We start from the raw sequence: 26,872 nt of genomic DNA on the forward strand, positions 1-26,872 counted from the left end.
GATTCACATTGAATCCACGGTTTTTGGCCACCGGCCCACTTTGAATAGCCATAACACTCAATGCTCGTCGCCTTCATGCAGTCCCAAGAATCCGATCTTGAACAACTTGTCGGGATGCGTATTGTTGCCATGCGCGAAAGTCTGGAGCGAGTCGGCAGATTTGATGCCCGGCGCGCACGTGAACGATTCACATCGACGTTCAACCCGGAAACCTGCTACCGCATCGTGGCCGATGGCCGAACTATCGGCTTTTTCTCGTTGGATCGTCATCCAGGCGTCCACACTCTCCGACATCTTTATATCCATCCCCTGTGGCAGGGGCGAGGAATCGGCGCGCAGGTCCTCAAGCGAATTCTTGCCGATGCCAGCCGCCGGGGATGTCCCGTCAATCTCGCCGCCCTGCGCGAGAGCGATGCTAATCGTTTTTATCGAGACCATGGCTTTGAGCAAACCAGTGAAGAGGATTGGGACATTTTCTATACCTGCCGTCCCAAAAGCATAACGCCAGCATTGCTCAATAGTAAGCTTGGGAACATCCGATGGCTGTGCCGGGCAGATATTCAGCATCTGGATGTTGTGTTACGGCAGCACGTGCGCGATTTGCACTCGGGCCAGGTTGTCGAATCCGAGATCGCCGCGATCAAAACTTATATGGCAGGTGCTGCGGACGATGAGGGACGCTACCGTAGTTATCTGGTCGCTTGCGATTCAACGAACATCCCCATTGCTTGCATGGGGCTTTCACGGCCGGACTCGCGCATGAGTGCCCATGTTTTGTTGAATGCGCCGGATTATTTGGAATTGCTCAATGTGTTCGTACATCGCGATTTCATGCGAACCAAAGGAATCGGGCGATCGTTGTTAGCGGCGGTAGTTGAAGAAGCCAAAGCTGCCAGAGCCATTGGGTTACTGGTCAACAGCGGCCCACGCTACCTTTCGAGTTGGGGATTCTACGATCGGATCTTCGATGCAGATCACGGCATGTTGGTTGACTACTACGGAACAGGACGGCACGCCAAAGTTTGGAGCAAGCTACTCTAGCAACATGAGCTATTGAGTTCGACTCTCGACAGTCTGGCGCAGTCATCCAGAACAGTCCTTGGTACCCACAATAGTAGAATGACTGGAATCAAGCCCCATAACCGAGGAAAACAATATGCAATCGCCGGTCAATCCGTTCACAACGCCACTGGAGTTATACAGGGCCATCGCTTCCGTATGGTCTGCGGATACGTCAAGCCCGACGGGCGCATGGTCACCATCCAACCCGGCGCAGAATCATTGCAGCATCACGTCCCTGGTTGTGCAGGATTTTTTCGGTGGTGAAATTCTCAGCACGAAAACGTCAGGTGGAACGCACTTTTACAACTCGATTGAGAACGTGAAGTGGGACCTGACCGCAAGCCAATTTTCTGAACCCATCCCCTACGATGACACGCCCTCGTCGCGTGAATTGGCACTGTCAGACACGTCCGGTGAAAAGTACGCTCTCATCAAAGAGCGACTTTCCAGAGCCTTTTAGCGCCGATGGCGCTATCCGGCCGCAGCCCCGCTCTACGCGGGAGCGGCCGGACATCGCCACGCTAGCTCTTTTCCCTATCCCGCCGGTAAAAATTCTCTCCCGCTAAACGCCAGATATAAATGCTGAATACAAAGGGATAGTGTTGTGTATACGTATTCAATAGCACTCAAGAAATCGCCATCGATATTTTGTTACGTGTTGACTTTTTTGCCAGCGGCTGCGCCGGGATCGATAGCAGGTATCCCCATTCCTGGCCGGCAGTCGAGATCGGGATAGTCATGTGAACGCACGCGTTTCCACGGCCGCAGGTATTTATTGTCAGTTCGCTCGCTTGGGTAGCAGTGCCATATGCTTGTCCAGGATCAACTTGAGTTTGCCTTCGCGGCGCATGGTATCCAGTTGGAGATTCAGGGCCTTCAGGTGTTTGATGCATGGACTTGCCCTGGCCATGGCGATGAAATTATCAGACTCCGAGACATACGGTTTGAGGGCAACGAACATGTCGTTTTGTCCGGACGCAGCTAAGAAGGCCAATCCGCTGTAGTACCCGGTAATCAAATAATCGATACGATGCAGTTCAAGTTTCTTGAAATTCATATAGGCTTTTTGCTCCGCTTCCACCTGTAAATGTGCTCTCAGAAATTCATCGAAGCCATTCCCGAACTGATTGCCAAGCGTGATGCCGCCCTTTTTTCCGATCAGATCGTTCCATCCCGTATAGCTGAAGCTGCGCCCCCTTGCAACGAATACGGCAATGGGATTGGGGAACAGCGCGACGTTGGTGTAGGTCAGATACTCGCGTCTTTCAGGCGTGTCCTTGAGGGAAGAGATCATGTCGATCTCGCCTTCCTGTGCGCTCTTCAGCACGCGGTGGAAAGGACCGACGTAACGCACCTCATAGGGGACGCCCATGGCGGTCAGCGCACTCGTCGCGATTTCGATGCTGGCGCCGGTCAGATTTTTTCCGTCGTACCATTGCAGCGGTGCGTAGTCGGAGTCAGCCGAAATGACGACTTTTTTACATTCCTTATCTTGCGACAAGGCTGCCAAAGGGGTGAGCGCAATAAGCAAGACACATCGGATCAAAATGGACATGATCGGTCTCCCAGCGAATTTTTTTAATATTTTGCGTACTGTTTCTATACGATAAACCGAATAGGACTGATTGTGGAGGCTGAAGCCGCAAACTGTTGGGAAGATTGGTTTTCTCCAGGACGGTTGCTCGCAGGTGCGATCCCTGCAGGGATCGAAGTGTCCGGACCGGACAGGAGAAAACGTCTGCAAAGACGAAAGCCCGCAAGCGGGCTTTCGGTCTCTAAACCATCTGCAGCCGCGCCACTGCCTGCGGCATCCTTCTGCCTGCGTCTCCGGATGTCAGTACCGCGGAGCCGTCACGCAACTTGAAGGTGGAGACGATCCCGGCCAGCGATGCGGCCTGTTCCATCATCGCGTTTGCAGCCGCTGCCGCCTCTTCCACCAGCGCGGAGTTTTGCTGAGTGGCTTCGTCCATCTGGGTGATTGCAAGATTTACCTGGACGATGCCGTTGCTCTGCTCCTGGCTTGCGTTGGAAATTTCAGCAACAACGTCTGTCACCCGTTTGACGCTTGTGACAACCTCCACCATCGTCTGGCCGGCCTGCTCGACCAATTGGCTGCCGCGTTCGACCTTGGACACCGAATCGTTGATCAGGACGGTGATCTCTTTCGCTGCGGCGGCACTGCGCTGAGCCAGGCTGCGCACTTCGGAGGCAACCACGGCGAAGCCGCGTCCCTGTTCACCGGCCCGCGCAGCTTCGACTGCGGCATTCAACGCGAGGATATTGGTCTGAAACGCGATGCCGTCGATGACACTGATGATGTCGACGATCTTGCGCGACGAGTCATTAATCCCTGCCATCGTTGTGACGACCTGGCCTACCACTTCACCACCCTGGATAGCCACATCGGACGCCGACACCGCCAGTTGATTCGCTTGCCTTGCGTTATCGGCGTTCTGCTTGACGGTAGACGTGATCTGCTCCATTGCCGAGGCGGTTTCTTCCAATGAGCCGGCTTGCTGCTCGGTTCTTGCAGAAAGATCGAGATTTCCCGAAGCAATTTCAGAAGAGGCTTGTTCTATCGTCTGCGTGCCTTCCCTCACTTGCGACACGATGGAAGAAAGGCTATCCCGCATGCTCTTGATGGCGAACAGGAGACTCGCATCATCGCCAGGCTTGGTTTGCACATCGCATGACAAATCACCTGCGGCAATCTTGCGGGCGATATCGGCTGCATAGGCAGGCTCGCCGCCCAATTGCTTCAGCAAACCTCGGGTTATGAGGACGCCGACTATTCCTGAAACAACTGCGACGACGAGCGTCAATACCGCCACCAGGGTGACCGCTTGCTTCGCCATTTGCTCGGTCAAGTCATGAGCTTGCACATTTTCTGCCTCGACTTGGGCAATGACTTTGTTGATGTCCAGAACGATCTGCCTCCGTAAAGGGCTGCATTCGTTGACAAGGAAATCCCGAAACTCCTCCATCTTCCCTGCTTCCCGGTAGTTACGCGGGCGCTTGAGCTCTTCCGCCATTTGCAGCAATCCCGCCCTCGCCTTTTCAAAGTCCTTGTTGTCGGGAAACACGGGCTCCAGGGTCTTCAATGTGTCCATGTATATACGTTTTTGCTCATCAACGATTTTGAGCTCTTTTTGTGCGTCGGCGTCATTGCGGAAGACATAGGCATTGCGGGCGGCAAGACCGGTCTGGTCCAACGCCTCCCGGGCGACATACAGCGGCGACAATTTTTGCTCTTGCACAATGTCTGCCGACTTGATGGAGCGGGTTAAAGACATGATGCTGTAGAGCGAAATCCCCGCCAGGATAATGGTCAGCACGAGCAGTGCTGCGAAGCCCAACGACAATTTGGTACCGATTTTCATGTTTCGAAATGACGACATAGTTCCCCCAAGGAAATGCGAGTTATTTTTTCAAAGAAATACTTTATTCAGAACGTTCGATCATCTCCACTAAACATTATCTTTTTAATAATTCTAAGCGAAGTCGCTTGCTATTAGGGTCATTCTGGCGAAGAAACATGTTTGCCGATATCAGGGTTAACCCTAAGCCGGCAAGCAGAATGTCGTACCGCCCGGAAACTAAACACGAGCTATTTCAAATGAAGCACGCGACCGAAGAGATTTGGCGAGACTCAACAAATTAGCATTGACTTATACATTAGCAATTACTAATATAAACACCATCATGCAAACCACTTCTCTCGACACCGTCATGCGCACCCTCGCCGATCCCACGCGGCGCGCCGTTTTTGAACGGATCGTGCATGCGCACGAAATCAGCGTGGCTGAGCTGACCGAGGGCAGCGGCGTCACCCAGTCCGCCATCTCACAGCATCTGGGCTCCCTCAAGCGCGCAGGCCTGGTCGCCGATCGCGCACAGGGACGCAACGTGTTCTATCGCGCCGAACCCAAAGGCCTGGCGCCGCTTGCCGATTGGATGAGCCACTACGGCGTGTTCTGGAGCAAGCGCTTTGCCGATCTCAGAACCCTCTTGAAGGAAATTGATCCATGAATGACAGCGCCTTGAAATTGCCCACACAGGAAATCGTGGTGGATGAAGTCTTTCCTCATGCACCCGAGACGATCTGGAAGACCCTTACCTCGGAAGCATTGATGGCCCGCTGGCTCATGGAACCGCAGGGCTTCGCTCCCGTGAAGGGAACGCGCTTCACCTATCAAACCAAGCCGGCCGGCGAGTGGGACGGCACCATCCATTGCGAAGTGCTGGAGGTCGTACCCAACGAGCGCTTCGTCTATGCCTGGAAGGGTGGCCATGAGAGCAACAAGGGATATGGTTCGCGACTGGATACGATCGTCACGTTCACACTGACCGAAGTTCCGGAGGGTACCCGATTGCGGCTGGTGCACTCAGGCTTTGTCACTCCCACCAACGACACCGCATTCCAAAACATGCGCGAAGGCTGGCGCAAGGTCGTACCCAGCCTGGGCAACTTTACCGACGTGCCGCACTGAAAAACACCGGCGAACGGCACTTCAACACAGGAGAGACAGATGAGCGAGACCTACACCGGCGGCTGCGCTTGCGGCGCGATTCGATACGAAATCCCGGGCGAACCGTTTTTCATGAACCATTGCCAGTGCCGTGACTGCCAGCGCAAGAGCGGCACCGGACATGGTTCCTATCTGACATTCGCTGCCGACGGCGTGAAACTCAGCGGCGACGCAACGCAATGGGACATGGTCGCCGATAGCGGCAATGTGAAGACGCGGGCATTCTGCCCGCGCTGCGGTTCACCGGTCTACCTGCGGTTTTCGGCCATGCCGCAGATCTTTACCGTGCATGCGGCAAGCCTCGACGATCCGGGCCGGTACAAGCCGCAGGCCGTGACCTATCGCATGCGCGCTCAGGCATGGGATTACCTCGATCCGGCCCTGCCTGCCTTCGACAAGATGCCGCCCGGATGATTGAACGCGCCTGGAGCGCTTGAGGACAAAGCGCTGTATTTACTCTTGGCCTGACGATGCAGCCTGCGGCGCCAGCGTCAGCTCCGCATCGGCAGCGACATAGCGGGAATAGCGATAGTCACGAATGAAACTGATTCTTCCATTCTGCCATTCGAGCCACATGACATAGCTGGGCCGTGGATTGTTACGGTCTTCGAACACCGCGATCACCTCCCGCCCCTCCAGCCACGCAGGGACGAGCCAAACGCCGTCAATCTTGGCATAAATGGTGAAGAACAAACCGACGTCGGCTGCGCCGACTCGAAGCGGATACGTCGACTGGTTGAGCTTGACGTCGTCGGCCAGGAGGGTCCGCAGGCCGTCCCAGTTGCGCTGGTTGAAGAGTGTCACATAGCGCGCGACCGCATCGGACGCCGGGCCAGGAGCCAGGGCCGGAAGCTGGCCGGCTAGTGCATTGATTTCCCGGAGGCGCGCACGTCCCCGCGCCAGGTGGCCTTTCACGGCGTCGACCGTGAGATTGAGAAGAACGGCGATCTCCACCAGCGATTCGTCGAGCACATCCTTCAGGATGACTACGCTGCGCTGAACAAGAGGCAGTTCCGCAAAGCGAGATACTGCGGTGTTAACAGCTTCCTGGCGCATCAGCATCTCCACGGGGTCAGGGTTGGCCGCATCGACGACGTCCGAAGCCGCTGCGATTGGCTCGGCCTTGCGCACTGCCCGGCTGCGCAACAGGTCGAGAGCGCGGTTATGGGCAATCCGAAACAGCCACGGCCGCAGCGGCGTCGCCTCATCCAATTCCGGCAATGCTTCCAAGGCCCGGATCAGCGTGTCCTGCACTACATCTTCTCCATCAAAGACCGATCCCATGAGGCGCGCGCAATAGCGGTGCAACTCCGGCCGCAACGCGCCGGCCACGGCAAGGATCTCCGCTCTGCGCTCGTCGTTGCCGGCGGGCGGCCCGGCGCTCACGCTGCGGCTCCTTCCAGTACCGAGATCCCCGCACCTTTGATTCCGAACGCGACGGCATCGGCGAATTGCGGATCTTCCAGCAGGGAAACGACCATGTCGCCAAACTGGCGGGGTGGCATCGGAGCGCCGAAGCGAACGACGAATTCTTCCGGCGTAATGCCTGCGACATGCGCATAAGCATTGGCTCCCGCATCTCCGACTCCCGTGCCGAGAACCATCTGCTGCGGCACGATCGCCTGGAAGCCGATTCCCAGGTTCTTTTTTTCAGAGACGCCGTTGGCGTACCTGGCCATGGTCCAGAGCATGCGCTTGGCACCGGCATAGCCTCCTGATAGCGGCGAACCGTTCACAGCCGCGCCGCTCGACACCGTGAGGACACGGCTTCCGGGCTTGAGTGGCAGGTTGAGCGCCGCTTGCAGCCAATAGAGCCCGGCCTTGACGTCGGTATCCCAGGCCACCGTGAAGTCGGCCCAGCTCACCTGATCCAAGCGCGCCATCCGGGGTTGCGCGCCGGCATTGAGAACGAGAATATCCGGCCGGACCTCCCCAAGGATGCGATGGGCAGCCGTTTCGTCCGTTACGTCGGCCGGGATCGTGGCGACACCCAGGCGGGTTCGCACGGATTCAAGTGCATCGGCGCCGCGCGCGACGACCGTCACCTTGGCGCCCTGCGCCACCAGAGCTTCGACCAGCCCGAGCCCAAGGCCGCGGCTTCCTCCGGTGACGACGACATTCTTGCTGTTGAGATTCATGATTTGCACTCCGTTGTCCAGGTATCGCTAAGACGAATGAGCCTTGAAAAAAGAGCCAATCTGCAAGACCTGACCCGACACCCTGCTCCACTCCACCGTCTGACATACCGAACCGGTTATCCGGGATCCCGGCATTCGAGGCGAATTTTCCAAAGTGTACTTGGAACATGACCGTCAAGCGTCGCTCGCATCGGGTTGCCCGCGCCCCCTTCTGAATCGGCTCACCACGAAGCCGGTGGTGTAGCTGCGATGTTCCGTCGTTTTCTTCAGCGAGAGCTTGCGTTTGTTCATGATGTGTTCTTTTCAGGATATGGACCGGTTGACGTGATGCGGCGATGACCGGCGCCATGGCTTGCCGGGCGTTGCGCAACCGACATAAGGTGCGCAACGCCCGCACGCAGCTTGTTCAGGCAGCCGCAGACGCATGCGCCGAACTCAGTCGTCCAGGCTTCCCAGGCTCAGATTGAAGATCGTCCCGGTCAGCCCGCTTGCCTGGTCGGAGGCGGCAAAGACCGCCATGTCGGCCATTTCCGTGAGCGAGGAAAGCCGGCGCGTGTGGGTACGCCCCGCAATCAGTTCCTCGAATTGTTCCCTCGATATTCCCCACGCGTTGGCATGCAGCCCAAACACTTCCTTGATCGTGTCCGATTCCGGCATGCCATGAGGGCGAAGACCGATTACGCGAATGCCGTGAGGCGCGAGCTCCGCGGACAGGCCACGGGTCAGGGACTCCACCGCGCTCATCGCCGGCCCCACGCCGCCCATCAACGGGATGCCTATCCGTGACGGAGTCGATGTCACGGTCATGATGACGCCTGATTTTTGCCGGATCATCTGCCTGGCGGCGACCCGCGACGTCAAGAAATAGGACCTGGTGTAGGTGGCGATCGGCAGCGAGAACTGCTCGATATCGAGATTGCTCAAGGCGACACCCTGCAGCGTTGTATTGCGGATGCCGACAGCGTTGAAGGAGACGTCGACTCTTCCGACCCTGTCGATCACCGATTTCAAATGCGCTTCGATGGATTGCTCGTCGAGCGCATCGACCACGGCCGCCTCCGCCTTGCCGCCGATGCCCGTTGCGACGGCCTGGACGCCGGCAAGATTCCGGCCCGTCAGGAACACTGTGGCCCCTGCCCGGGAGAAGGCGCGGGCGACGGCGCTTCCCACCGCTCCCGCTGCACCATAAACGATTACATACTTGTCTTTAAGCTGCACAATTACTTCCTTTCTTCATACGATGGAAACGTCGTTGCCGCAGGGGCCTGACATGGCGAGAGCCGGCGTTTGCCGGCAATACACGAGAGACTTGATGAAGCACGTCTGCCATGCATGTGTAGCCAAGACGTTTGGGCGCGGCAAAAGGAGCCACGCACGCGCCGGAAGAATCGGTGCGCAGGACATCGAAGCGCGTCATCTGGGCGGCGGGATGAAGGAAGGGCAGAATCAACCGCCGATGGGCGGAGACGAAGAAAGCTGAGCGTAGCCCGGCGAGGGTGTTTCGTTCAGCCGGATTTTATGGAGGCAAATGATCGGTCGTCGGCACCGCAAAGAAATCCCGACGGCATCAGGCTATTCCCCCATGAGGATGGGAACCTCAGCCGTCAGGGCGTCAATCAACGTCCGCGTCCTCAGCGGCAGATATTTATTCTGCGGCCACACCGCGTGGATGTCGACCGACAGCACCCGGTCCATGTCCATGACGAGTTCCAGTTCTCCGGCAGCCACGTGGGGCGCACCCAGCCAGCGCGGCAACCAGGCCAATCCACCGCCCTGGACGGCGGAATCGGCGACGACCTGGAGATCGTCGTAGCGCTCGCGGCCATGCAGAAGCACTTCCTGGCTGGAGCCGTCCACATCGCGAACACGCCAGATGCGCGCCTGGGGCGTGCGTCCGTAGAGAATGCCCGTGTGTTGCCTCAAGTCGGCCACACTCGATGGCCGGCCATTTGCCGCCAGATAAGCGGGCGAGGCGAAGATTGCCATTTGTTGTCTTCCGATCTTGCGCGCAACCAGGCTGGTTGAATCCGCGATGGATCCGATTCGGATCGCCAGGTCGAAGCCGTCGGCCAGCACGTCGACAATCATGTCTGAAAATTCTGCCTCGAGCTCAAGCCGGGGATGCGCGCGCATCAGCGACCGCAGTACCGGCGCCACGCAGCGGCGCCCGAAAAGGAGGGGCGCGCTGACGCGAATACGGCCTTCCAATCCTTGCCGGCCGTCGTGCAGCGCCGATTCCATATCCCGCAGATTCGCCATCAACCGGCTGCAATGTTCATAGTAGCGCCCACCCTCGTCGGTCAGCGTCTGTTGCCGGGTAGTTCGGTGGAATAACCGAACACCGAGGCGCGCTTCCAGCTTTGCGATCGATTTGGCCACCGCCGAGCGGGTGACATTGATCCGGATTGCCGCAGCAGCAAAACTGCCGGCCTCGACTACCGTCAAAAAAGTGGAAATTCCGTTGAGCTTGTCTTCAGACATGGTTTCTCTGCGACGAAGGCATGTGAATTGTGGCCAGGCGTTCGGATATGATCTGGACTTGCGCCCGGGCGACCCGCGCTCTGTCGGCGATTGTACGGCCAGTCAACAATTGGATCAAATAACTATCCAATATGCTTCTTGATATTCGCCAATGGAGAAAACTATTCCGTTTAAACTCATCCCACGGTCACCGCCCACGGTGTCATTCAAACCCCGGCGCGCCTGACCGGCCTTCCCTTTACTCAAGAGATAAAAATGAATCTGACAACAAAAATTGCGTTACGCGGCGCTTCGTTCATGGCCGCCGCCATGCTCGCGGGAGCATGCTGGGCCGCAGCGCCCATGCAGAAATTTCAGGCACCCGGCTTCTATCGGCTGATGCTGGGCCAGTTCGAGATCACCGCCCTGCATGACGGGACCATTGATCTGGAACCGGGCAAGCTGCTGACCAACACGACTCCCCAGAAAATAAGAAAGGCGCTGGATGCGACGTTCCAGGGACCTGTGGTCCCCGCTTCGGTGAACGGCTTTCTGATCAACACCGGCGACAAGCTTATCCTGATCGATAGCGGCACCGGCCCCAGCGGCGTCTTTGGGCCAAGCCTCGGGCAGCTGTTGAAGAACCTGACGGCCTCCGGTTACCGCCCCGAACAAGTCGACGAGATATACCTCACCCATCTCCACCCGGACCATGTCGGCGGGCTGCTCACGCCATCCGGCGAGGCATTTCCCAATGCCGTCATTCGCCTTGACCGGCGCGAACTTTCCTATTGGACGGACAGCGAACAGGCCAAAAAGGCGCCGGAAGGACATCGTTCGTTCTTCCCGTTCGCCGAGGCCGCGCTCAAGCCCTACAAAGAGGCGGGACGCCTCAAGCCCTTCGACGGCAACGTTGAGCTGACACCCGGCATCCATGCCATTTCAGCAGCCGGACACACCCTCGGCCACACGGTCTACAAAGTGGAGTCGGAGGGGCAGCGCATGCTGGTGTGGGGAGACGTCATGCACGTCGGCGCGATCCAGTTCGCACAGCCGCAGGTCACGATTGTCTTCGACACCGATTCTCCAATGGCCGCCAAGGCCAGAGCGAAGATCTTTGCCGAAGCCGCCGCGGATCGGGCCATTGTCGCCGCTGCTCACCAGCCGTTCCCAGGGCTCGGCCATCTTCTGCGTACACGCACCGGATATCAATTCGTCCCCTATCCCTTTAGCGGCGTGAAACAGAACTGAAGCGGAGTGGCTCCACCCGACGGTGACCCCCGGTGAAATATGCCGTCCCGGCCCTGGTGCCGGCGGGGGTGTCGTCGGGTCCGGCTACCCCGGTATTGGCAATAGTAATGGCGATATTCGTGAAACCCGTCATTTCTGATCCTTTCGGATGACACTGATTTCCCCGTCGCTTTCCATGATCATTTCCCGCACGTGGGAAATATCCGTTACGCCGTTTTCTCGCAGTTTCGACTCGATCTCCGCCATCGTTACAAACTCCTTGCGCATGTTCCGGCGCAAGACTTTTCCGTTTCTGATCAACGTCAGTGGCCGGGGTTCAAGGAGGCGCTGCAGTGGTTTGGAATAATAGCTGGCGAAGTCGATGGCGTAATTCCAGAACGTCAAAGTGAGCACCAACAGCATCGCATCCGGGACGCTATTGGCATCTCCGCTCATGCCATTTTGCGATGCATCCGCGATGATGACTACCAACAGAAAATCGCTGATGCCCACGTTTCCGACATCTCGTCTCAACAGCAGGCGAAAGAGGATGAACAGGAATGCATACATCAATGTTCCGCGCACCACGATTTCTTCGATGGGAACACTGAATTGAAAGAGTGCTGACCAGTCGATGTTCATCCTATCCTCCACGTGCATGAAAACCATCGGTAAGCGGATATTGTGGGTGGCAAAATCCCTCTCGACTAGCAGTCAATCTCATCCCTTCATGTAGGACAAATACATCGCTCGCTTGTAACCTCGCCAACGAACGACGGCGTAAAGGCCGCCGACAGGACTGACAGTTCTTCCTTACCCTTGAAATGGATATCTTCTGCTAAGCAAGACGCAAGGAGCTCTCTACACTTCTTCACTGCTGCGTCAATTCAGGTGCGGCAATTTTTCTGGAGAACTTACCATGTCAACTCAAAATACCCGTGGCGGTAGCCATGAGCAGCATGTCAAGGCCGGTGAGCAGAGTCACAAGAATGCGAACTCCGGTTCGTCGAATCAATCGCAATCCGCGGGCGCACGTGGCGGCAGCCATGATCAGCATGTGAAGGCCGGCCAACAAAGTCACAAGAACACCAAATAGCGTTCTTCGTGCGTAAAGGGAAACCGCGTCTCTTCGGAGACGCGGCCTTGAGATGATTGCAGATATTCGGATTATCGTACGCAGCAAGGCCTCCTTCCGCAGGCCCGTTCACTACAGCAACGGATACCGTCGAGCGCAAGAAAGACACTCATCCATTGATGATTTCACCGCCGTTGGGATGCAGAACCTGCCCTGTCATGTAGTCTGCACCATCGGTTGCGAGAAACACGTATGAAGGCGCAATTTCGTAAGGTTGGCCGGGACGCCCCATCGGAACATTGGTACCGAACTTCGCAACTTCCTCTGCGGAGAAACTTGCGGGAATCAACGGCGTCCAGACGGGGCCCGGCGCCACCGCGTTGACGTGGATCTCATGCTTGACGAGTTGTTGCGCCAACGAACGTGTGAAAGCCACGATCGCCCCCTTGGTAGCCGAATAGTCGAGCAGATGTCCGCTGCCACGGTAAGCCGTCACGGAGGCCGTGTTGATGATGCGTGCTCCTGAAACCAGATAAGGCAGCGCAGCCTTGACCATATGGAACATCGAGAAGATGTTGGTGCGAAAGGTTTTTTCGAGCTGTTCTTCCGTGATCTTTTCGATGTCGCTGGAAGGGAATTGTTGGGCGGCGTTATTGACAAGAATATCCAGCCTGCCGCATTTGTCGATAGCCGCCTGCACGGCTTCCTTGCAGAATTTTTCAGACCCCACGTCGCCGGAGACGAGCCAGCACTCGCTCCCTGCCTCGCGCACCAAGCGCTGGGTCTCGACCGCATCCTCATGCTCGTCAAGATAAACAACAACTACCGTCGCTCCCTCTTTTGCGAAAGCGATTGCCACTGCTCGGCCGATGCCGCTGTCCCCGCCGGTGATGAGCGCCACCTTTTGGCTCAGCCGGGTTCCAGGGGCCAGCAGCTTCGGGGAGCTTTGGGGATGAGGCTGCATTAAATATTCATCGCCGGGCTGGTGATTCTGATGCTGTGGCGGCATGCTGGTCTGGTTATCGGATGTCGGCATGGCGAGTCTCCTGTTGACAGTCAAGGTGTCCATGCTGGAACAAACGACGGCAAGAATAAAGCAGCCGATGACGGATGCTGCCGTCAGACGATCTCTCATAATTCCGGAATAAATCTGCGACCTGTTCCGGACTGCATCCTGAAGCAGCTCAAGCGGTCTTCCGGAAATTGTCGCTTCGGCAGCAAGTCCACCTATCGGCCGTGGAGTTTCCTTGTGCAAATCGCAAGAACCGCCTGATAAGCGCATCGATATATTTTCAGATGGCGCCCCGGCGAATCACGCATGTCGCATGGTCAAGACCATGCGAAATTTGACGTCCCCGGATTTCATTTTTCCGTACGCCTCGTTAGCTTGCGCCAAGGGCAAGGTTTGAATGCGCGGCCTTATGCCGGCCATCACGCTGAAGTCCAGGGTTTTCTCGCTTTCGTACGGAGTGCCGGTGAGGGAGCCGAGAATGCTGCGCTGGCCACCCACCAGGTGGCCGGTAGAGACAGGAAGGGGATCACGGCCGGCGCCGAGCAGGATGACCCGTCCCTGAGGGGCAAGACCTTGAAGCAACTTGGCGAGAGCCTCTGTGCCGCTGAGTGTACTGATAATGGCTTGGGCGCCGCCCAGGCCGATGAGCCTTGATGCGGCATCTTCGGCATCGGTATCGATGTAGATGTGCGCACCGAGCGCCAGGGCTTCTTCGGCGATATCAGCGCCGCGACCGACGGCGACAACCCTGAAACCCATGTGCCGTGCATATTGAAGCGCCATATGGCCGAGCCCGCCGATACCCAGGACTGCCATCGTATCTCCGGCCTGCGCCCCGGATTTTTTTAGCGCATTGAAAGTGGCGATGCCCGCGCAAAGAATGGGAGCGGCTTCCTCTGCCTGCAAGTCGTCAGGAACGGAAACCAGGCCGGTGTCCTTGACCAGCATCATCTCGGCATAGCCGCCATCGCGCGTGGCCCCCATAAAGTCCTGATTGCGGCATAACTGGAAACGGCCCTGACGGCATTGGTCGCATTCGTTGCAATGGCCGCCCAACCTGCCCGCGCCGACGCGCTGCCCGAGTTTCCAACGCGGCGATACGCCGTGACCGAGGGCCGCGATGCGTCCCACTACTTCGTGTCCGGGAACCCGCCCGGGCTGCACGCCGGTTCCTTCGATGTCGCCGATGTCAGCACCGCATATGCCGCAGGCTTCCACGGCGATGAGGACTTCGTTGGCGCCGGGGACGGGCACGTTCTTCTCGGTTATTTCGAGGACGCCGGGACGGATGACGCTCATGGCGCGATAGGTGGTGCTCATGCTGTTTTGCTCCGATCAGTGGAAAGACGTCAGAAAATCTCTTGCGGCAAGGCTTGCACGCCGGTCCGTGCCGCCTCGACGGCGCCGGCAAGGTAACCGGGGAACTGCACCGACCATTCGCTGGCGATGCCGGTCAGGCTGTCGGTGGCGCTCAGCGCTTCCAGCTGATGGTTGGCCTGTTCCAGTTCACGCGTGCGTTCGGCCACCAGTTCTTCCAGACGCTCGTTGTGCTGATGGACCTTGCTGGCCATCTCGTTGAAGCGCTGCGACAGCACCGCGATTTCATCCCGGCCTTCGTAGTCCATTCGGATCAGGTAATTGCCGGTGCGGGTCGCTTTCATCACGCCGACCAACTGCTTGAGAGGCAGCGAGATGCTGCGCGCGATGATGAACGACAGCACCAGCGCCAGGATGAAGCACAGCACGCCGATGGCGATGATCTTGTTGCGGATCGAACGCACTTCGGTGTTGAGCGCATTGAGCGGCGTGATGTTGACCACCATCCAGTTGGTGTGCGGCACCGGCGCGAAAGCGGCGAGCTGCTGCTTGTTGTCGCCGTCACGGTAAGACACGAAATTGTCGCGGCCCTCTGCCACGTTGCGGGCAACGGCGACGACCAGGCCTGACTCCGGCGCATTGCCGTCGGCAGCATTGGCGCTCACGATGACATGGCCGTCGCGGGCATCGATCACCAGCATGCGCGAACCGTATCCGAGGTTGACCGATTCGAAGATGCGCGAGAAGTGCAGCGGGCGCAAGCCGACGAACAGCGTGCCGGCGACGCGGTTGTTGCTTTTGAACAGGATGTCGCGCAGCATCACCACGCTGTTCTGCCCGGCGGCAGTGCTGTAGACGTCCCAGTAGGGACGGCCCTTCATGTCGGGAGCATCTTCGGCGAAGCGCGCGACGCCGTCGCCGAGCTGGGCGAACACCTGCGGATCCATGATGCGGTGGCGGCGGTCGAGCACGTATTTCTGATTGACGTATTCGAAGGAGCCGTAATTTTCCAGCAGCAGGCGGATGATCTCGCCATGCCCGGCGGCGCGCTCGGCAGGGTTCTTGCTGTAGTAGCCGGCGAGCGCATTCTGCATGCGCTCCGACATCGCCAGTTCTTCGCTCGAGGATTCGATCTTCTCGATTTGCTGGAGCATGTTCTGCGCTACTTGCTTGACCAGTTCGGCGGCGAAGATGCGCACCTTTTCCTGCGAGGCGCTGCTCGATTCGCGATACGCCACGATGCCGGCGATCACCAGCGGCAGCATTGACACCAGCAGGAAGGAATTGATCAGCCGATAGCGGATCTCGATCCGGCGCAGCAGCTTGAGCGACAGCAGGTCGAGCATCTTTCTCATGCGGCGGCGTCCTTCCGGCGAAGTGCGGGTGCGCGGCTCATGGCTTACTTGTTCTCCGTGCGCGCTTCATGGCGGATCGACCTGTCGAGCGTCAGCGCCGCCTGCCGTGGCGAGGTCTTGCCGAACAGGACCGATTGCAGCAGCGGATGCAGCAACTCGATGGTATTGGTCGGCAGGTAAGAGTAATAAAGCGGCGCCGTCAGCGGCGCCTGCGTCACCTGACGGACGTAGTCGACGATCAGCGGGTCGCTCACCACCTTGCCGCTGACCTGCTTGAGCGGCGGGATGTTCTGGCGCTTGTTCTGCTGGATCGCAAATCCCTTGCCGTAGATGAACTCGAGGAACTGCAACGCCGCCTTCTTGCGCGGCGTGTCGCACACGGCGAAACCGGTCTCGCTGCCGACCACCGGCACCACTGTCTTGCCGCGCGCGTTCCAGGGCGGCACGAACACGCCGGTGTCGAAATCCTTGCCGTGCATCAGCGCGCCCGACGACCACGTCCCCTGGAACGCCATCGCCGCCTTGCCGTCGGCGAACAGCCGTATGCCTTCGTCATAGCTGGTGTTCATGAAGCCGCGCTGCAGGTACCCCTTGTCGGCGATCAGCTTGATCCGGGCGAAGATGTCGACGGCGTCGCCGTTGGCGAGGTCGAGGCTGCCGTCGGCGATACGCTGTTTCCAATCGCGCGGATGGTGCGCCGCCACGCCGTTGGCGAAGCCGAAACTGAACGGCCCGTTGGCCAGCGTGTTGGGAAAGGCGCCGGTCCAGACCATCGGCGTGAAGCCGGCTTTCCTGAGTGCGGCGCAGGCCGCCAGGAATTCTTCGAAGCTGGTCGGCGGTGCGGCGATGCCGGCGCGTCGGAACATTGCCTTGTTGTAGTAGATCAGCGTCGCCGCAACGCCGCCGGAAATGCCGAAGCGCTTGCCGTGCCGGCTGGTCCAGTCGGGTTTGAGCGATTCCAGCATGTTGTTCCAGGCCGCAGTCTCGCCGAGATCGGTCAATATGCCCTGTTCCGCCAGCTCGGCGCTGTAGGCGTTGGGATTGACCGAGACCAGGTCGGGCAAATTGCGGGTGGCGATCTTGGGCTTGAGGTTTTCTTCGACTGAATTGCCGATCATGAATTGCACATCGACGCTGATGTTCGGATGGGCGCGATGGAATTCGTTGGCGATGCGATGCATCTCGTCGGGCCAGTCGGGCGCCCACACCAGTGCCGTGATCTGCGTTTGCCCCAGCGGGGTTGGTCCGGAAGAGACCGTGTCGGCATCCTGTCCGCACGCCCCCAGCAAGCACAGCAGGAAAGCAGGAAGCAACCGGGTGACAGGGAACATGGCCCGCGCGGCGATTCTTGTTATTCTTCCCTCACTCATGAATCTTCCTGAAGCTTCCCCAAAGATACGGCTCAAAACATTCTGAGTAGTACGAGAGTGTCGGTCAAACAAGCAATTCTGACGGCATCTCATGTGAATTATTGTCGATGATCAGTGTGCCATCTTTTTGGTTAATTGCTGAATGAATGTTGAGTGATCATCAAAAAAAAGATTGCGAGAGCCGTAACTGCCGGTCGTGCCAGGATCGCGCGGTACCAATCCGGAATGTATCGCGTGTCTGGTGTTGCCGCATTGCCGTACCGCAATCGTCGCCTGAAGGAATACCCGTCAGCCGGTATAATGCGGCATGCGCGTTTTCCTGCGCGCCACGCTTCTCCTCTCATGTTCCGATCGTTCCCAGCCTTGTCTTCTTATGCCGGCCATCAACAAGGCCATCAATAAGCCATCGGCCGGATTCGGACTTTTGTACTTTCCTCATGCAAACAGATTCTTCGCCTTTTCAGGGCAAACGTCTTCCCGGCTGGTTGATCCTGATGGCCGCGCTGACGGCGATGGGCGCCTTGTCGATCGACATGTACCTGCCCAGTTTTTCCTTCATCGCCAAAGACCTCGGCGTGGCCAGCAGCACCATCCAGCTGACGCTGTCGACTTTCCTGAGCGGGCTGGCGCTGGGACAGATGTTCTACGGCCCGATCAGCGATCGCTTCGGCCGCAAGCCGCCTTTGTATTTCGGTATCTGCCTGTATGTGCTGTCCTCGATCGGCTGTACGTTTGCCCCCAACATTGAAACGCTGCTGGTGCTGCGTTTCTTCCAGGGCCTGGGCGGCAGTTCCGGCATGGTGATCCCGCGCGCCGTGGTGCGCGACAAGATGGGCGCCGACGGCGCGGCGCGCGCGTACTGATCTGCATGCTGCCGCTCACGCCCGACACCGCCGGCATCCTCAATCGCGAGACCCTGTCGCAGTTGCCGCGTGGCGCCTACCTGATCAACCTGGCGCGCGGCGGCCATCTGGTCGAAGCCGATCTCCCGCCCTTGCTGGAAAGCGGCCAGATCGCCGGCGCCACGCTGGACGTATTCCAGGAAGAGCCTTTGCCACCGCAGCATCCGTTCTGGACCGATCCGCGCATTGCCGTCACGCCGCATATTTCCGCATTGACCGTTCGCAGCGAGGCGGCCCGCCAGATCGCCGAGAAGATCGTCGCCTTGCAACGCGGTGAGGCGGTGGTCGGACTGGTCGATCGCAGCAAGGGGTATTGAGCGGCGGCGGCCGACGCAGAAAACTCAACCTGATATCATCAAAAACTACCCAGAGCATAGGTAAAGGAGACACCCATGAGCTTGCCCAAGAAAGTCAAAATCGTTGAAGTCGGTCCGCGCGACGGCTTGCAGAACGAGAAGGAAACCATCTCCGCCGAACTGAAGATCGAGCTGGTCAATCGCCTGACCTCGGCCGGCTTCGTCAACGTCGAAGCCGCCTCGTTCGTGTCGCCGAAATGGGTGCCGCAAATGGCGACCTCGGGCGAAGTGATGCGCGGGATCGCGCGCAAGCCGGGGGTGATCTATTCGGCGCTGACGCCCAACATGAAAGGCTTCGAGGCTGCGCTGGAAGCCGGTGCGGACGAGGTCGTGATTTTCGGTGCGGCCTCGGAGGCGTTCTCGCAAAAGAACATCAATTGCTCCATCGCCGAATCGATCGAGCGGTTCCGCGAAGTCGCGCTGGCGGCCAAGCAGAACAATATCCGCTTGCGCGCTGCAGTCAGCTGCGCCTTCGGCTGTCCGTATCAGGGCGAAGTCCCGCTGTCGTCGGTATCGGACGTGGTGGGCCGCTTCCGCGATCTCGGCTGCGATGAAATCGACATTGCCGACACCATCGGCGTTGCCACGCCAAACAAGGTGGCGCCGGTGATGCAGGCCGCCATCCGGGAGTTCAACATCGACGGCTTGTCGGGACATTTCCATGATACCTACGGCCAGGCGCTGGCGAATATCTACGCCAGCCTGGAAGTCGGCATCACGATTTACCATTCATCCGTGGCCGGACTGGGCGGCTGCCCTTACGCCAAGGGCGCGACCGGCAACGTCGCGTCGGAAGACGTGCTGTACATGATGCAGGGCCTCGGCATCGAGACCGGCATCGACCTCGACATCGTGGTCGATGCCGGCCAGTTCATTTCGCAGCACCTCGGGCGCAAGGCTGTCAGCCGCGCCGGCAATGCTATTGCGGCGAAGCGCCTGGGATAGTCACGCGCGCCTTGGTTTTTGGTCGTGAAAAAACGGCATGGTCGTGTAGCGACCATGCCGTTTTTTCATGCCGTTGCTTCAGAACTCTTCCCATGAATTGCCGTCATCGGCGCCGGCGGCGGCAGGCTTGAGAGCGCCTGCCGATGCTGGTGCCGATGCGGCTTTGCTTTGCGCCAGCTTCGGCGCTGCTGCCGGCGCTTTCGCAGGTTTGGCCACGGGCGCCGGCGTGACTTTGCGCGCTGCAGGAGACGTCGCTGCAGGCGCGGCATGCCTGGCCGGCTGTGCGGGGCGGCCATGCTCGCTGCCGGACAACTTGAAGACGCTGACCGCCTGCGCCAGCAAGTCGGCCTGCTCCTGCAGGCTTTCGGCGGCGGCCGCAGCTTGTTCAACCAGCGCGGCGTTCTGCTGCGTAATCTCGTCCATCTGGGTGATGGCGCGATTGACTTCCTCGATGCCGGTGCTTTGTTCCTGACTGGCGGCGGTGATCTCGCCCATGATGTCGGCCACATGCTTGACCGAGGTCACGATCTCGTTCATGGTCGAACCGGCTTCGTCGACCAGCTTGCCGCCGGCGTCGACCTTGCCGACCGAGTCGCTGATCAGTTGCTTGATCTCTTTCGCGGCGGACGCCGAGCGCTGCGCCAGGCTGCGCACTTCGGAGGCCACCACGGCAAAACCGCGGCCCTGCTCGCCGGCGCGCGCGGCTTCCACTGCCGCATTCAATGCCAGGATATTGGTCTGGAACGCTATGCCGTCGATCACGCTGATGATGTCGACGATCTTGCTGGAACTCTCCTTGATCGATCCCATGGTGTGTACGACGTCGCCGACCACTTTGCCGCCCTTGACGGCGAGTTCCGACGCCGAGGTCACCAGCGAGTTGGCCTGGCGCGCGTTGTCGGCGTTCTGGCGCACGGTCGAGGTGAGTTCTTCCATCGAGCTGGCGGTTTCTTCCAGGCTGGAGGCCTGCGATTCGGTGCGATTGGACAGGTCGGCATTGCCGGTGGCGATTTCTTTCGACGCGACATTGATGGTTTCGGTGCCGGTGCGTACATTGCCGACCACGCCCGCCAGTCCCTGTCCGATGCCGTTGATGGCGCCCATCAGGCGGCCGATTTCGTCGTCGCGCTCCACCTTGAGTTCGGCGGTGAGGTCGCCGGTGGCGAGCCGTTCGGCAACCGCGAGACTCTGGTCGAGCTGCTTCTTGATCAGTACGTACAGCGCATACAGCACGGCCACCGAGACCACCACCATCAGGGCCAGCATGGCCAATCCGACGGCGTAGGCGATGCTGCCGTCGCGGCGCGCCTTGTCGAGTTCGTTGCCGGTGCGTTGGTCCATCAGCTTTTGAAATTCATTGATCGGGCGCATGATGGAGGCGGCGTTCTTTTCATAGACGTCGTCGTGCACCAGCTTGCGCGCCTTTTCCAGGTCCGGAGCATCCTTCTTCGCGAACTTCCCGGAGCCGTCGTCATACTCGCCCTTGACGGCGTGCATGGCGATTTCTTCGGTCTTGATCAGCGCAGTCGAGAGCGACTGCGCTTCGTTGAGCTTGGCGAATTCCTGGTCGGTGAAACCGGCTTGTTTCATGAGATCGGTCATCGATACGGTGCGGCCGTCGGGGCGTGCTTTCTTGCCGCTGCTGACGGCGACGATATCCCAATAGATGCTCTCGTAGCGCGGATCTCCGGTGACGACGTAGCTGCGCACGGACTGAGTCAGGTGTTCGGAGTTGCTGCGCACTTCATTGGCCAGTTTGTAGGACTCATAACGCGAGTCGCCGGCTCTTTCGATTTCGTGCTGCGCTCGCAAGATCATCTGCAATGCGCCGAACATCAGCAGCGATAGCACCGCCAGGATGATGAAGAAAAAGAAAAAACTCCGCTTGAGCGTGAACAGTTTACGCATTGCCGTTCCCCTATTTCCGTAAGAGATTCCGCCCGCATCAAAGGATAGGGACGTGTGAAGGCAGCGTGGCGCCGTGCAAGACGGCGCCACGTGTCAGATGGCGATCAGATGAAAAGCGTCAGTGCTTGTAGCGACTGCGAGTGCGCACGTGCCGGAGACGTGCATGCAGGTAGCGACTGTGAACGGTCGCCGCGACGACGAGTCCGCCGGCAATGGCGGCCACGATCAGGAAGGTATCCATATATCCCCCTCGGAAAAAGATTACCTTTTTGTAGGCCAGAACGGCACTGCTACGCACCTGCAAGTAGGTGTGGCGTACGGATGCGTAGAACTGTCTTCGACTGGCTTGTGGAAAACATAACATGTTTACAAAACAATATGTCCAGGCGGAAGTAAAAAATATTCTATGCAACAACATAAAAAGCACGGTCGTAAGATTTTATATTTTATAATCTGCCGATTACCTACAACGATGAGACGCCGCCATGCCCACTTCCGCCCTCCCAGCCGTGCTGCAGAACCTGCGCCTGCCCGTCATTGCTTCACCGATGTTCATCGCCAGCAGTCCGGCGCTGGTGGCGGCGCAGTGCAAGGCGGGCATCGTCGGCTCCTTCCCCGCCCTGAATGCGCGTCCCGCCGAGCAGCTCGATGTCTGGCTGACCCAATTGCAGACGGAATTGGCGGCCCACCAGGCGGCGCATCCCGACGCCGTCATCGGCCCGATCGCGGTCAACCAGATCGTGCACCAGTCCAACGACCGCCTTGCCCACGATGTGGAAGTCTGCGTGAAACATCGCGTGCCGATCATCATTTCCAGCCTGCGCGCGCCGCCGAAGGAAATGCTCGACGCCATCCACAGCTACGGCGGCATCGTGTTGCATGACGTCATCTCGATCCGCCACGCGCAGAAGGCGCTGGAAGCCGGCGTCGACGGCCTGATCCTGGTGGCCGCCGGCGCCGGCGGCCATGCCGGCGCGCTGTCGCCGTTCGCACTGGTGGGCGAGGTGCGCAAGTTCTTCAAGGGGCCGCTGATCCTGTCGGGCGCCATCGCCACCGGCGACGCCATCGTGTCGGCGCAGGCCATGGGCGCCGACATCGCCTACATCGGTTCGCGCTGGCTGGCGACCCGGGAAGCCAACGTCAGCGACGAATATCGCCAGGCGATCGTCGACTCGACCGCGGCCGACGTGGTCTACACCAACCTGTTCACCGGCGTGCACGGCAACTACCTGAAGAAGTCCATCGTCAACGCCGGCCTCGATCCGGAAAACCTGCCCGAAGCGGACAAAACCAAGATGAACTTCGGCTCGGGCGGCGACACCAAGGCCAAGGCCTGGCGCGACATCTGGGGCGCCGGCCAGGCGGTCGGCCTGATGGACGATGTGCCGACCGTGGCTGAAATGGTGGATCGCCTGGAAGCCGAATACGTGGCTGCGCGCCGACGCCTGGCGCTGTAAACCGGTCATCCGGAGGTGGTCCGAAGCAGCTCCGACAGACGGCTTCTGTCGGACAACGCCGCTATTTGCAAATGAGTTTGTAACTCGCGGCACTTCTCACGCGCTTGTATGTCGTACGGTCTCAAACACCCTACAACGTGAGGATTTTATGACCAGCTTTCTCCGCACCAGAAAAGATCGCCACCCGAAGCCGGAAAACAAGGCGCGTCTGCCCCATGAGCAAGACCAGTCCGGCGACAGCCAGCGCAGCGACGTCGAGCAGAAGGAGATGCGGCGCGCCTATCAGGACATCCGCGAAGGCCAGGTGGACACCGATCTGCGCGGCAGCGGCGGTCTCGACGAGATCAACAAGGGCGCCGGCAAACGCGCCAGCGAAGCACCGCGCAAGGACGACCCGTTCGACAAGTCGCATTGATCATCGCAGACGAACGTACTCAGCGGCGCGGGACAGCGCGCATTGACAGAAAATCAAGAGACGATTCAAAGGCCGACAGGCGCCTGAGCACACGGCCGCAAGCGGCGTTGCCGGACCAGCCGTACACCAGTCATACAATACGCCGCCCATCAGCGGCGTATTGCATTTGGGCGGCGCAGTTCTGCCGCCATCGCGGCATCAGCGACGGCCGTGGACTTCGTCAGAGCCTCGACGCCGTCATCCACTCGCGAATGATGGCGAACAATTCCTGCGGCTTTTCCATCGGAGTCATGTGGCCGCAATCGCGCACGATCTCAATATGCGCAGCCGGAATGCGCCGCGCCATTTCTTCCGATTCCTCCACCGTGCGCAAGCGATCGGCATCGCTTGCCACGATCAGCGCCGGACAGGAGATGCGATGCAGGTCGGCATAGCTGCCGTCGCGCAGCGTCGACAGCTGGCGCAGGAAAACTTCCTTGCCGTTTTGCAGCGCCATCGCTTGCAGGCGCTGCAGCAACGCGGTGTCGCCGGCGCGGTCGGGATGCATCGATGACGCCAGCGCACGCGAGGTCAGGCCTTTGAACGGCGCCTTTTCCGCCAGCGCGATCTGCGCCAGCGTCGAGGCCGATTCCTGCGCGCTTTGCGGACGCGAAGAGGTGTTCAGCAAACCCAGGCCGAGCACCCGCCCGGGTGCTTTCAGCGTGATTGCCTGGGCCACGAAGCCGCCCATCGAAAATCCGAACAGCACGAATTTTTCCGGCGCGTTGGCCAGCACGCGTTCGGCCATCGCGTCCAGGGAACTGTCCTGGCCGAGGTCGCCGAAATGCAGTGTGCCGAGCGTGGCCAGGTCGCCGCACATGTCATCCCACAAGGACGCGTTGAGCATGAAGCCCGGTAGAAAAACCAGATCGCGCATATTGTTGTTCTCTTCCCAATCAGATTATTTTTGTGTTGCCGTTTTTTCGCGCGCCTGCAGGGTCATGACGTCGCCGTCTGCGGCAAACAGCTCGAGCGTGCGGCCGGTGATCTTGTAGCGTTCCAGCGCCTGCAACCAGTCGAGGAAGACCGCCTCGAACTCCATCGCCTTGCCGGGACAGGCCATGCGGGTTGCGGCGGCATGCCCGATGGTCAGGCGACCGCCGTCGCGCAGTACGTACGGCGCGGTAAACGGATTGCACCAGGCCCGCCCGCTGACGCTGGCGCGGGCGCCGTCATCCTGGAAGCTCAGGATCACCGGCGCACTGCCCTCGCCGCCGCGCGGAATCTCATGGCCCGGCCAGCTGGTCAGTTCCCAGCGTACGCTGGTCAGTGCGGCGCCGTCATTGCCGCTCGGTTGCGAAGCGCAGCCTGCCAGTCCGAACAGCGCCGCCATCATTGCAAGATATCGTTTCATGATCGATGCCCTCTTCAAGGTAGAAAATCATTCCAGCCATTTGGCCCGGCTGGCCGCCAGCGCCACCGCGATGCACAGCGTGCCGATGAACGCCAGGCCCGCTTGCAGGCCGAAGCCGTGCGCCAGGAAACCGACCACCGGCGGTCCGATCAGGCCGCCGCTGTAACTGAGCGTGGCGACGCCGGCCAGCGCAATGGCGCCATGCCGTCCGGCCGCGCTGAACACGAACGGGAACACCATCGCCACGCCGGTGCCGGCAATCGCGAAACCGCCGATGGCCATCGGAATATTGAGCGCCGCCACCGCGATGAACACGCCCACCGCCGCCAGCAGCGCACCGAAACCGACCACCTTGCGCGCGCCCCAGCGCTCCTTGAGGCGGTCGCCCACCAGCCGCGCCAGCAGCATCATGCCGGCGAACCCGGCATACGCCAGCGGCGCACCGCCGTCGCCGGCGCGCATGTGGTCCTTCATGTACAGACCGCTCCAGTCTGCAATCGATCCCTCGACGATCGCGCCGCAGAATCCGATCAGGCCGAGCGCCACCAGATGGCCGTGCGGGATCGCAAAGATCTTCTTGTCCGCGCTCGGCTCCGGCCGGTCGTTGGGCATGGCCTTGTAACCCAGCCGCAGCGGCAGCAGGAACAATACTCCCAGCGCGAGGAAATGCCAGACCGGCGTCACCTCAAGTGCGGCCACGGCGCTGCCCAGCAAGGCGCCGCTGAAAGTGCCGACGCAGAACCATGCATGCAGCAGCGACATGATGGAACGCCCGGCCTGTTTCTCCGCCACGGCGCCGAGCGCATTGATGGCGACGTCGAAGCAGCTCGAGGCGGCGCCGTAGATCGCGCTGAACAGCATCAGCAGCGCCAGGTTGGGCGCAATGCCCAGCGCCGGCAAGGTCAGCAGCAGCACCAGCCCTGCATACCACGTGGTACGGCGCGGACCGTAGTGCGCGTTGAGCCAGGCCGCCAGCGGAAACGAGCCGACCGCGCCGAGACCGCCGCACAGCAGCACGATGCTCAGCGTGGCCGCATCGAGCTGCAGGTTGTCGCGGATCGACGGAATACGCGCCGCCCAGCTGGCGTACAACAATCCCAGCATGAAAAAGAAAAACGGAATGGCGCTGCGCCGCCAGCGAGCACGCCATGTGGACGTGCCGGCATTCGCATCGGCGGTCGAATCAGGAGTCGAATCCAGGGTCAGGTCGGTTGTCATGCAATCCAGAGAGGAATAAACTGCGTCGGCTGCCATTATCTCGCATCCCGCATGTGCCGATGATGTTCATTCCATTCACCCTCGCAGCCGTTTCATTTTTTTGCATGCCCGACCTCGCCGACCCGATACAAACAATCCATACCCTCCAGACCCAGGCCCTCGACGCGCTGCTCGCCCTGCAACACCTGATCGACAATTACACCCCGCTGCACGAAGACCGCGTCGCCGCGCTGGCGCTGCAGATCGGCCGCCGCCTGGAACTCGATGCGCCGCGCCTGCAGGCATTGCATATGGCCGCACGCGTGCACGACATCGGCAAAATCAATATCCCGCTGGATATCCTCAACAAGCCGGGCAAGCTCAGCGAGGCCGAATTCGACTTGATCAAGACCCACGCGCAGACCAGCTACGAGGTGCTCAACCGCATCGACTTCTCGCTGCCGGTCGCCGACATCGTCCATGCGCACCATGAATATATAGACGGCTCCGGCTATCCGCGCGGCCTGCGCGGCGACGATATTCTGCTGGAGTCGCGCATCCTCACCGTCGCCGATATCGTCGAGTCGATGTCCGAAGACCGCCCCTACCGCAAGAGCCTCGGCATGCCCGCCGCGCTGCAAGAAATCAGCCGCCTGCGCGGCATCAGGCTGGACCCGGCGGCAGTCGACGCCTGCCTGCAACTCTGCGCCAACGAACACTGACAAGTTCCGCTACACTCTTGGCATCGCCG

29 protein-coding genes and 1 pseudogene are annotated in these 26,872 nt (G+C 59.7%); 14 read left to right on the plus strand and 16 right to left on the minus strand.

Translation table 11 applies throughout. The annotated features are described in order from the left end of the window. Positions 1-60 precede the first annotated feature (60 nt). Both F506_RS19100 and F506_RS19105 read left to right on the plus strand, forming a co-directional pair. Positions 61-1,041, plus strand: coding sequence for a GNAT family N-acetyltransferase (locus F506_RS19100; protein WP_053200052.1), 981 nt, complete (start codon positions 61-63; stop codon positions 1,039-1,041). 115 nt (positions 1,042-1,156) lie between these two features. After that, entirely contained in the window at positions 1,157-1,522 is a 366-nt protein-coding gene (locus F506_RS19105; protein WP_053200054.1) for a YunG family protein, read from the plus strand. 318 nt (positions 1,523-1,840) lie between these two features. Here the strand turns inward: F506_RS19105 and F506_RS19110 are convergent, their stop codons facing one another. Together F506_RS19110 and F506_RS19115 are read right to left on the minus strand one after the other, a co-directional pair. Beyond that, positions 1,841-2,617: a substrate-binding periplasmic protein gene (locus F506_RS19110; RefSeq protein ID WP_053200056.1), complete on the minus strand. Its 777-nt coding sequence runs from the start codon at positions 2,615-2,617 to the stop codon at positions 1,841-1,843. A 220-nt stretch (positions 2,618-2,837) separates the two neighbouring features. Continuing rightward, on the minus strand, positions 2,838-4,460 hold the full coding sequence (locus F506_RS19115) for a methyl-accepting chemotaxis protein (RefSeq protein ID WP_083458056.1): 1,623 nt from the start codon (positions 4,458-4,460) through the stop codon (positions 2,838-2,840). Between the two features lie 304 nt (positions 4,461-4,764). On the opposite strand from F506_RS19115, the gene F506_RS19120 reads away from it, so the two are divergent. Genes F506_RS19120 through F506_RS19130 form a run of 3 tightly spaced genes read left to right on the plus strand, consistent with a single transcriptional unit; the run spans position 4,765 to position 6,005 of the window. Next, the gene (locus tag F506_RS19120; RefSeq protein ID WP_144424109.1) at positions 4,765-5,091 is read left to right on the plus strand and encodes an ArsR/SmtB family transcription factor; all 327 of its coding nucleotides are present in this window, start codon (positions 4,765-4,767) and stop codon (positions 5,089-5,091) included. Beyond that, positions 5,088-5,552 (plus strand): SRPBCC family protein, encoded by a 465-nt coding sequence (locus F506_RS19125; protein ID WP_053200058.1) that lies wholly within the window; start codon positions 5,088-5,090, stop codon positions 5,550-5,552. Before F506_RS19120 ends, F506_RS19125 begins: the two co-directional genes overlap by 4 nt. Before the next feature lie 39 nt (positions 5,553-5,591). Beyond that, entirely contained in the window at positions 5,592-6,005 is a 414-nt protein-coding gene (locus F506_RS19130) for a GFA family protein (protein WP_053200059.1), read from the plus strand. 39 nt (positions 6,006-6,044) lie between these two features. Here the strand turns inward: F506_RS19130 and F506_RS19135 are convergent, their stop codons facing one another. From F506_RS19135 to F506_RS19145, 3 genes are all read right to left on the minus strand, one after another. Further along, positions 6,045-6,977 carry a sigma-70 family RNA polymerase sigma factor gene (locus F506_RS19135; protein WP_053200062.1) on the minus strand — a complete coding sequence of 311 codons (933 nt, stop codon included), beginning with the start codon at positions 6,975-6,977 and terminating at the stop codon, positions 6,045-6,047. Further along, on the minus strand, positions 6,974-7,729 hold the full coding sequence (locus tag F506_RS19140; RefSeq protein WP_053200065.1) for an SDR family oxidoreductase: 756 nt from the start codon (positions 7,727-7,729) through the stop codon (positions 6,974-6,976). The genes F506_RS19135 and F506_RS19140 overlap by 4 nt, the downstream gene beginning before the upstream one ends. Before the next feature lie 435 nt (positions 7,730-8,164). Further along, the gene (locus F506_RS19145; RefSeq protein ID WP_053200067.1) at positions 8,165-8,947 is read right to left on the minus strand and encodes an SDR family NAD(P)-dependent oxidoreductase; all 783 of its coding nucleotides are present in this window, start codon (positions 8,945-8,947) and stop codon (positions 8,165-8,167) included. A gap of 91 nt (positions 8,948-9,038) precedes the next feature. Between F506_RS19145 and F506_RS23435 the strand changes: the two genes are divergently transcribed. Further along, on the plus strand, positions 9,039-9,209 hold the full coding sequence (locus F506_RS23435) for a hypothetical protein (RefSeq protein ID WP_158443140.1): 171 nt from the start codon (positions 9,039-9,041) through the stop codon (positions 9,207-9,209). 92 nt (positions 9,210-9,301) lie between these two features. On the opposite strand, the gene F506_RS19155 is transcribed toward F506_RS23435, so the two are convergent. Beyond that, positions 9,302-10,210, minus strand: coding sequence for a LysR family transcriptional regulator (locus F506_RS19155; protein WP_053200071.1), 909 nt, complete (start codon positions 10,208-10,210; stop codon positions 9,302-9,304). Between the two features lie 255 nt (positions 10,211-10,465). On the opposite strand from F506_RS19155, the gene F506_RS19160 reads away from it, so the two are divergent. Beyond that, a complete protein-coding gene (locus F506_RS19160) occupies positions 10,466-11,440 on the plus strand; it encodes an MBL fold metallo-hydrolase (RefSeq protein ID WP_053200073.1) in 975 nt (324 codons plus the stop codon). 129 nt (positions 11,441-11,569) lie between these two features. Here the strand turns inward: F506_RS19160 and F506_RS19165 are convergent, their stop codons facing one another. Continuing rightward, positions 11,570-12,061 (minus strand): DUF421 domain-containing protein, encoded by a 492-nt coding sequence (locus tag F506_RS19165; RefSeq protein ID WP_053201795.1) that lies wholly within the window; start codon positions 12,059-12,061, stop codon positions 11,570-11,572. Positions 12,062-12,338: 277 nt separating this feature from the next. On the opposite strand from F506_RS19165, the gene F506_RS23515 reads away from it, so the two are divergent. After that, on the plus strand, positions 12,339-12,515 hold the full coding sequence (locus F506_RS23515) for a hypothetical protein (protein ID WP_167552709.1): 177 nt from the start codon (positions 12,339-12,341) through the stop codon (positions 12,513-12,515). Between the two features lie 148 nt (positions 12,516-12,663). Here F506_RS23515 and F506_RS19170 read toward each other — a convergent pair whose 3' ends face one another. The 4 genes from F506_RS19170 to F506_RS19185 all read right to left on the minus strand — a co-directional run bounded on the left by F506_RS19170 (position 12,664) and on the right by F506_RS19185 (position 17,548). Then, positions 12,664-13,530, minus strand: a complete 867-nt coding sequence (locus F506_RS19170) for an SDR family oxidoreductase (protein ID WP_053201796.1) — start codon at positions 13,528-13,530, stop codon at positions 12,664-12,666. Between the two features lie 276 nt (positions 13,531-13,806). Next, positions 13,807-14,826 (minus strand): alcohol dehydrogenase catalytic domain-containing protein, encoded by a 1,020-nt coding sequence (locus tag F506_RS19175; protein ID WP_053200075.1) that lies wholly within the window; start codon positions 14,824-14,826, stop codon positions 13,807-13,809. Between the two features lie 29 nt (positions 14,827-14,855). After that, on the minus strand, positions 14,856-16,178 hold the full coding sequence (locus F506_RS19180; protein WP_083458058.1) for a sensor histidine kinase: 1,323 nt from the start codon (positions 16,176-16,178) through the stop codon (positions 14,856-14,858). Between the two features lie 44 nt (positions 16,179-16,222). Then, the gene (locus F506_RS19185; RefSeq protein ID WP_083458060.1) at positions 16,223-17,548 is read right to left on the minus strand and encodes an ABC transporter substrate-binding protein; all 1,326 of its coding nucleotides are present in this window, start codon (positions 17,546-17,548) and stop codon (positions 16,223-16,225) included. Positions 17,549-18,081: 533 nt separating this feature from the next. On the opposite strand from F506_RS19185, the gene F506_RS19190 reads away from it, so the two are divergent. The 3 genes and pseudogenes from F506_RS19190 to F506_RS19200 all read left to right on the plus strand — a co-directional run bounded on the left by F506_RS19190 (position 18,082) and on the right by F506_RS19200 (position 19,751). Then, positions 18,082-18,411: an MFS transporter gene (locus F506_RS19190; protein WP_456152201.1), complete on the plus strand. Its 330-nt coding sequence runs from the start codon at positions 18,082-18,084 to the stop codon at positions 18,409-18,411. Next, positions 18,393-18,767, plus strand: a pseudogene (locus F506_RS19195) (NAD(P)-dependent oxidoreductase); the annotation flags it as partial. The gene F506_RS19190 and the pseudogene F506_RS19195, both read left to right, overlap by 19 nt. A gap of 75 nt (positions 18,768-18,842) precedes the next feature. Beyond that, positions 18,843-19,751 carry a hydroxymethylglutaryl-CoA lyase gene (locus F506_RS19200; protein ID WP_053200081.1) on the plus strand — a complete coding sequence of 303 codons (909 nt, stop codon included), beginning with the start codon at positions 18,843-18,845 and terminating at the stop codon, positions 19,749-19,751. Between the two features lie 78 nt (positions 19,752-19,829). Here F506_RS19200 and F506_RS19205 read toward each other — a convergent pair whose 3' ends face one another. Then, the gene (locus tag F506_RS19205) at positions 19,830-21,659 is read right to left on the minus strand and encodes a methyl-accepting chemotaxis protein (RefSeq protein ID WP_083458062.1); all 1,830 of its coding nucleotides are present in this window, start codon (positions 21,657-21,659) and stop codon (positions 19,830-19,832) included. 118 nt (positions 21,660-21,777) lie between these two features. Further along, positions 21,778-21,900 carry a hypothetical protein gene (locus F506_RS23755; RefSeq protein WP_268762584.1) on the minus strand — a complete coding sequence of 41 codons (123 nt, stop codon included), beginning with the start codon at positions 21,898-21,900 and terminating at the stop codon, positions 21,778-21,780. 244 nt (positions 21,901-22,144) lie between these two features. Between F506_RS23755 and F506_RS19210 the strand changes: the two genes are divergently transcribed. Together F506_RS19210 and F506_RS19215 are read left to right on the plus strand one after the other, a co-directional pair. Beyond that, positions 22,145-23,116: an NAD(P)H-dependent flavin oxidoreductase gene (locus F506_RS19210; protein WP_053200083.1), complete on the plus strand. Its 972-nt coding sequence runs from the start codon at positions 22,145-22,147 to the stop codon at positions 23,114-23,116. Positions 23,117-23,264: 148 nt separating this feature from the next. Further along, positions 23,265-23,531 (plus strand): hypothetical protein, encoded by a 267-nt coding sequence (locus F506_RS19215; protein WP_053200085.1) that lies wholly within the window; start codon positions 23,265-23,267, stop codon positions 23,529-23,531. 220 nt (positions 23,532-23,751) lie between these two features. On the opposite strand, the gene F506_RS19220 is transcribed toward F506_RS19215, so the two are convergent. From F506_RS19220 to F506_RS19230, 3 genes are read right to left on the minus strand one after another with little or no spacing between them, the layout of a single operon-like run. Continuing rightward, on the minus strand, positions 23,752-24,447 hold the full coding sequence (locus F506_RS19220; protein ID WP_053200087.1) for an alpha/beta fold hydrolase: 696 nt from the start codon (positions 24,445-24,447) through the stop codon (positions 23,752-23,754). Positions 24,448-24,471: 24 nt separating this feature from the next. Beyond that, positions 24,472-24,924: an META domain-containing protein gene (locus F506_RS19225; RefSeq protein WP_235471251.1), complete on the minus strand. Its 453-nt coding sequence runs from the start codon at positions 24,922-24,924 to the stop codon at positions 24,472-24,474. A gap of 27 nt (positions 24,925-24,951) precedes the next feature. Continuing rightward, a complete protein-coding gene (locus tag F506_RS19230; protein ID WP_053200090.1) occupies positions 24,952-26,142 on the minus strand; it encodes an MFS transporter in 1,191 nt (396 codons plus the stop codon). Between the two features lie 104 nt (positions 26,143-26,246). Between F506_RS19230 and F506_RS19235 the strand changes: the two genes are divergently transcribed. Further along, positions 26,247-26,843: an HD-GYP domain-containing protein gene (locus tag F506_RS19235; RefSeq protein ID WP_053201798.1), complete on the plus strand. Its 597-nt coding sequence runs from the start codon at positions 26,247-26,249 to the stop codon at positions 26,841-26,843. Positions 26,844-26,872: the final 29 nt, after the last annotated feature.

The sequence above is a fragment of the Herbaspirillum hiltneri N3 genome (genome assembly GCF_001267925.1).
GTDB lineage: Bacteria > Pseudomonadota > Gammaproteobacteria > Burkholderiales > Burkholderiaceae_D > Herbaspirillum > Herbaspirillum hiltneri.

What these genes read in the sequence shown, in the direction of transcription:
- F506_RS19100 (WP_053200052.1), top strand. Translation starts at nt 61, where the DNA reads ATGCTCGTCGCCTTCATGCAGTCCCAAGAATCCGATCTTGAACAACTT.
- F506_RS19105 (WP_053200054.1), top strand. Translation starts at nt 1,157, where the DNA reads ATGCAATCGCCGGTCAATCCGTTCACAACGCCACTGGAGTTATACAGG.
- F506_RS19110 (WP_053200056.1), bottom strand. Translation starts at nt 2,617, where the DNA reads ATGTCCATTTTGATCCGATGTGTCTTGCTTATTGCGCTCACCCCTTTG.
- F506_RS19115 (WP_083458056.1), bottom strand. Translation starts at nt 4,460, where the DNA reads ATGTCGTCATTTCGAAACATGAAAATCGGTACCAAATTGTCGTTGGGC.
- F506_RS19120 (WP_144424109.1), top strand. Translation starts at nt 4,765, where the DNA reads ATGCAAACCACTTCTCTCGACACCGTCATGCGCACCCTCGCCGATCCC.
- F506_RS19125 (WP_053200058.1), top strand. Translation starts at nt 5,088, where the DNA reads ATGAATGACAGCGCCTTGAAATTGCCCACACAGGAAATCGTGGTGGAT.
- F506_RS19130 (WP_053200059.1), top strand. Translation starts at nt 5,592, where the DNA reads ATGAGCGAGACCTACACCGGCGGCTGCGCTTGCGGCGCGATTCGATAC.
- F506_RS19140 (WP_053200065.1), bottom strand. Translation starts at nt 7,729, where the DNA reads ATGAATCTCAACAGCAAGAATGTCGTCGTCACCGGAGGAAGCCGCGGC.
- F506_RS19155 (WP_053200071.1), bottom strand. Translation starts at nt 10,210, where the DNA reads ATGTCTGAAGACAAGCTCAACGGAATTTCCACTTTTTTGACGGTAGTC.
- F506_RS19160 (WP_053200073.1), top strand. Translation starts at nt 10,466, where the DNA reads ATGAATCTGACAACAAAAATTGCGTTACGCGGCGCTTCGTTCATGGCC.
- F506_RS19165 (WP_053201795.1), bottom strand. Translation starts at nt 12,061, where the DNA reads ATGAACATCGACTGGTCAGCACTCTTTCAATTCAGTGTTCCCATCGAA.
- F506_RS23515 (WP_167552709.1), top strand. Translation starts at nt 12,339, where the DNA reads ATGTCAACTCAAAATACCCGTGGCGGTAGCCATGAGCAGCATGTCAAG.
- F506_RS19170 (WP_053201796.1), bottom strand. Translation starts at nt 13,530, where the DNA reads ATGCCGACATCCGATAACCAGACCAGCATGCCGCCACAGCATCAGAAT.
- F506_RS19175 (WP_053200075.1), bottom strand. Translation starts at nt 14,826, where the DNA reads ATGAGCACCACCTATCGCGCCATGAGCGTCATCCGTCCCGGCGTCCTC.
- F506_RS19180 (WP_083458058.1), bottom strand. Translation starts at nt 16,178, where the DNA reads ATGAGAAAGATGCTCGACCTGCTGTCGCTCAAGCTGCTGCGCCGGATC.
- F506_RS19185 (WP_083458060.1), bottom strand. Translation starts at nt 17,548, where the DNA reads ATGAGTGAGGGAAGAATAACAAGAATCGCCGCGCGGGCCATGTTCCCT.
- F506_RS19190 (WP_456152201.1), top strand. Translation starts at nt 18,082, where the DNA reads ATGTACCTGCCCAGTTTTTCCTTCATCGCCAAAGACCTCGGCGTGGCC.
- F506_RS19200 (WP_053200081.1), top strand. Translation starts at nt 18,843, where the DNA reads ATGAGCTTGCCCAAGAAAGTCAAAATCGTTGAAGTCGGTCCGCGCGAC.
- F506_RS19205 (WP_083458062.1), bottom strand. Translation starts at nt 21,659, where the DNA reads ATGCGTAAACTGTTCACGCTCAAGCGGAGTTTTTTCTTTTTCTTCATC.
- F506_RS23755 (WP_268762584.1), bottom strand. Translation starts at nt 21,900, where the DNA reads ATGGATACCTTCCTGATCGTGGCCGCCATTGCCGGCGGACTCGTCGTC.
- F506_RS19210 (WP_053200083.1), top strand. Translation starts at nt 22,145, where the DNA reads ATGCCCACTTCCGCCCTCCCAGCCGTGCTGCAGAACCTGCGCCTGCCC.
- F506_RS19215 (WP_053200085.1), top strand. Translation starts at nt 23,265, where the DNA reads ATGACCAGCTTTCTCCGCACCAGAAAAGATCGCCACCCGAAGCCGGAA.
- F506_RS19220 (WP_053200087.1), bottom strand. Translation starts at nt 24,447, where the DNA reads ATGCGCGATCTGGTTTTTCTACCGGGCTTCATGCTCAACGCGTCCTTG.
- F506_RS19225 (WP_235471251.1), bottom strand. Translation starts at nt 24,924, where the DNA reads ATGAAACGATATCTTGCAATGATGGCGGCGCTGTTCGGACTGGCAGGC.
- F506_RS19230 (WP_053200090.1), bottom strand. Translation starts at nt 26,142, where the DNA reads ATGACAACCGACCTGACCCTGGATTCGACTCCTGATTCGACCGCCGAT.
- F506_RS19235 (WP_053201798.1), top strand. Translation starts at nt 26,247, where the DNA reads ATGCCCGACCTCGCCGACCCGATACAAACAATCCATACCCTCCAGACC.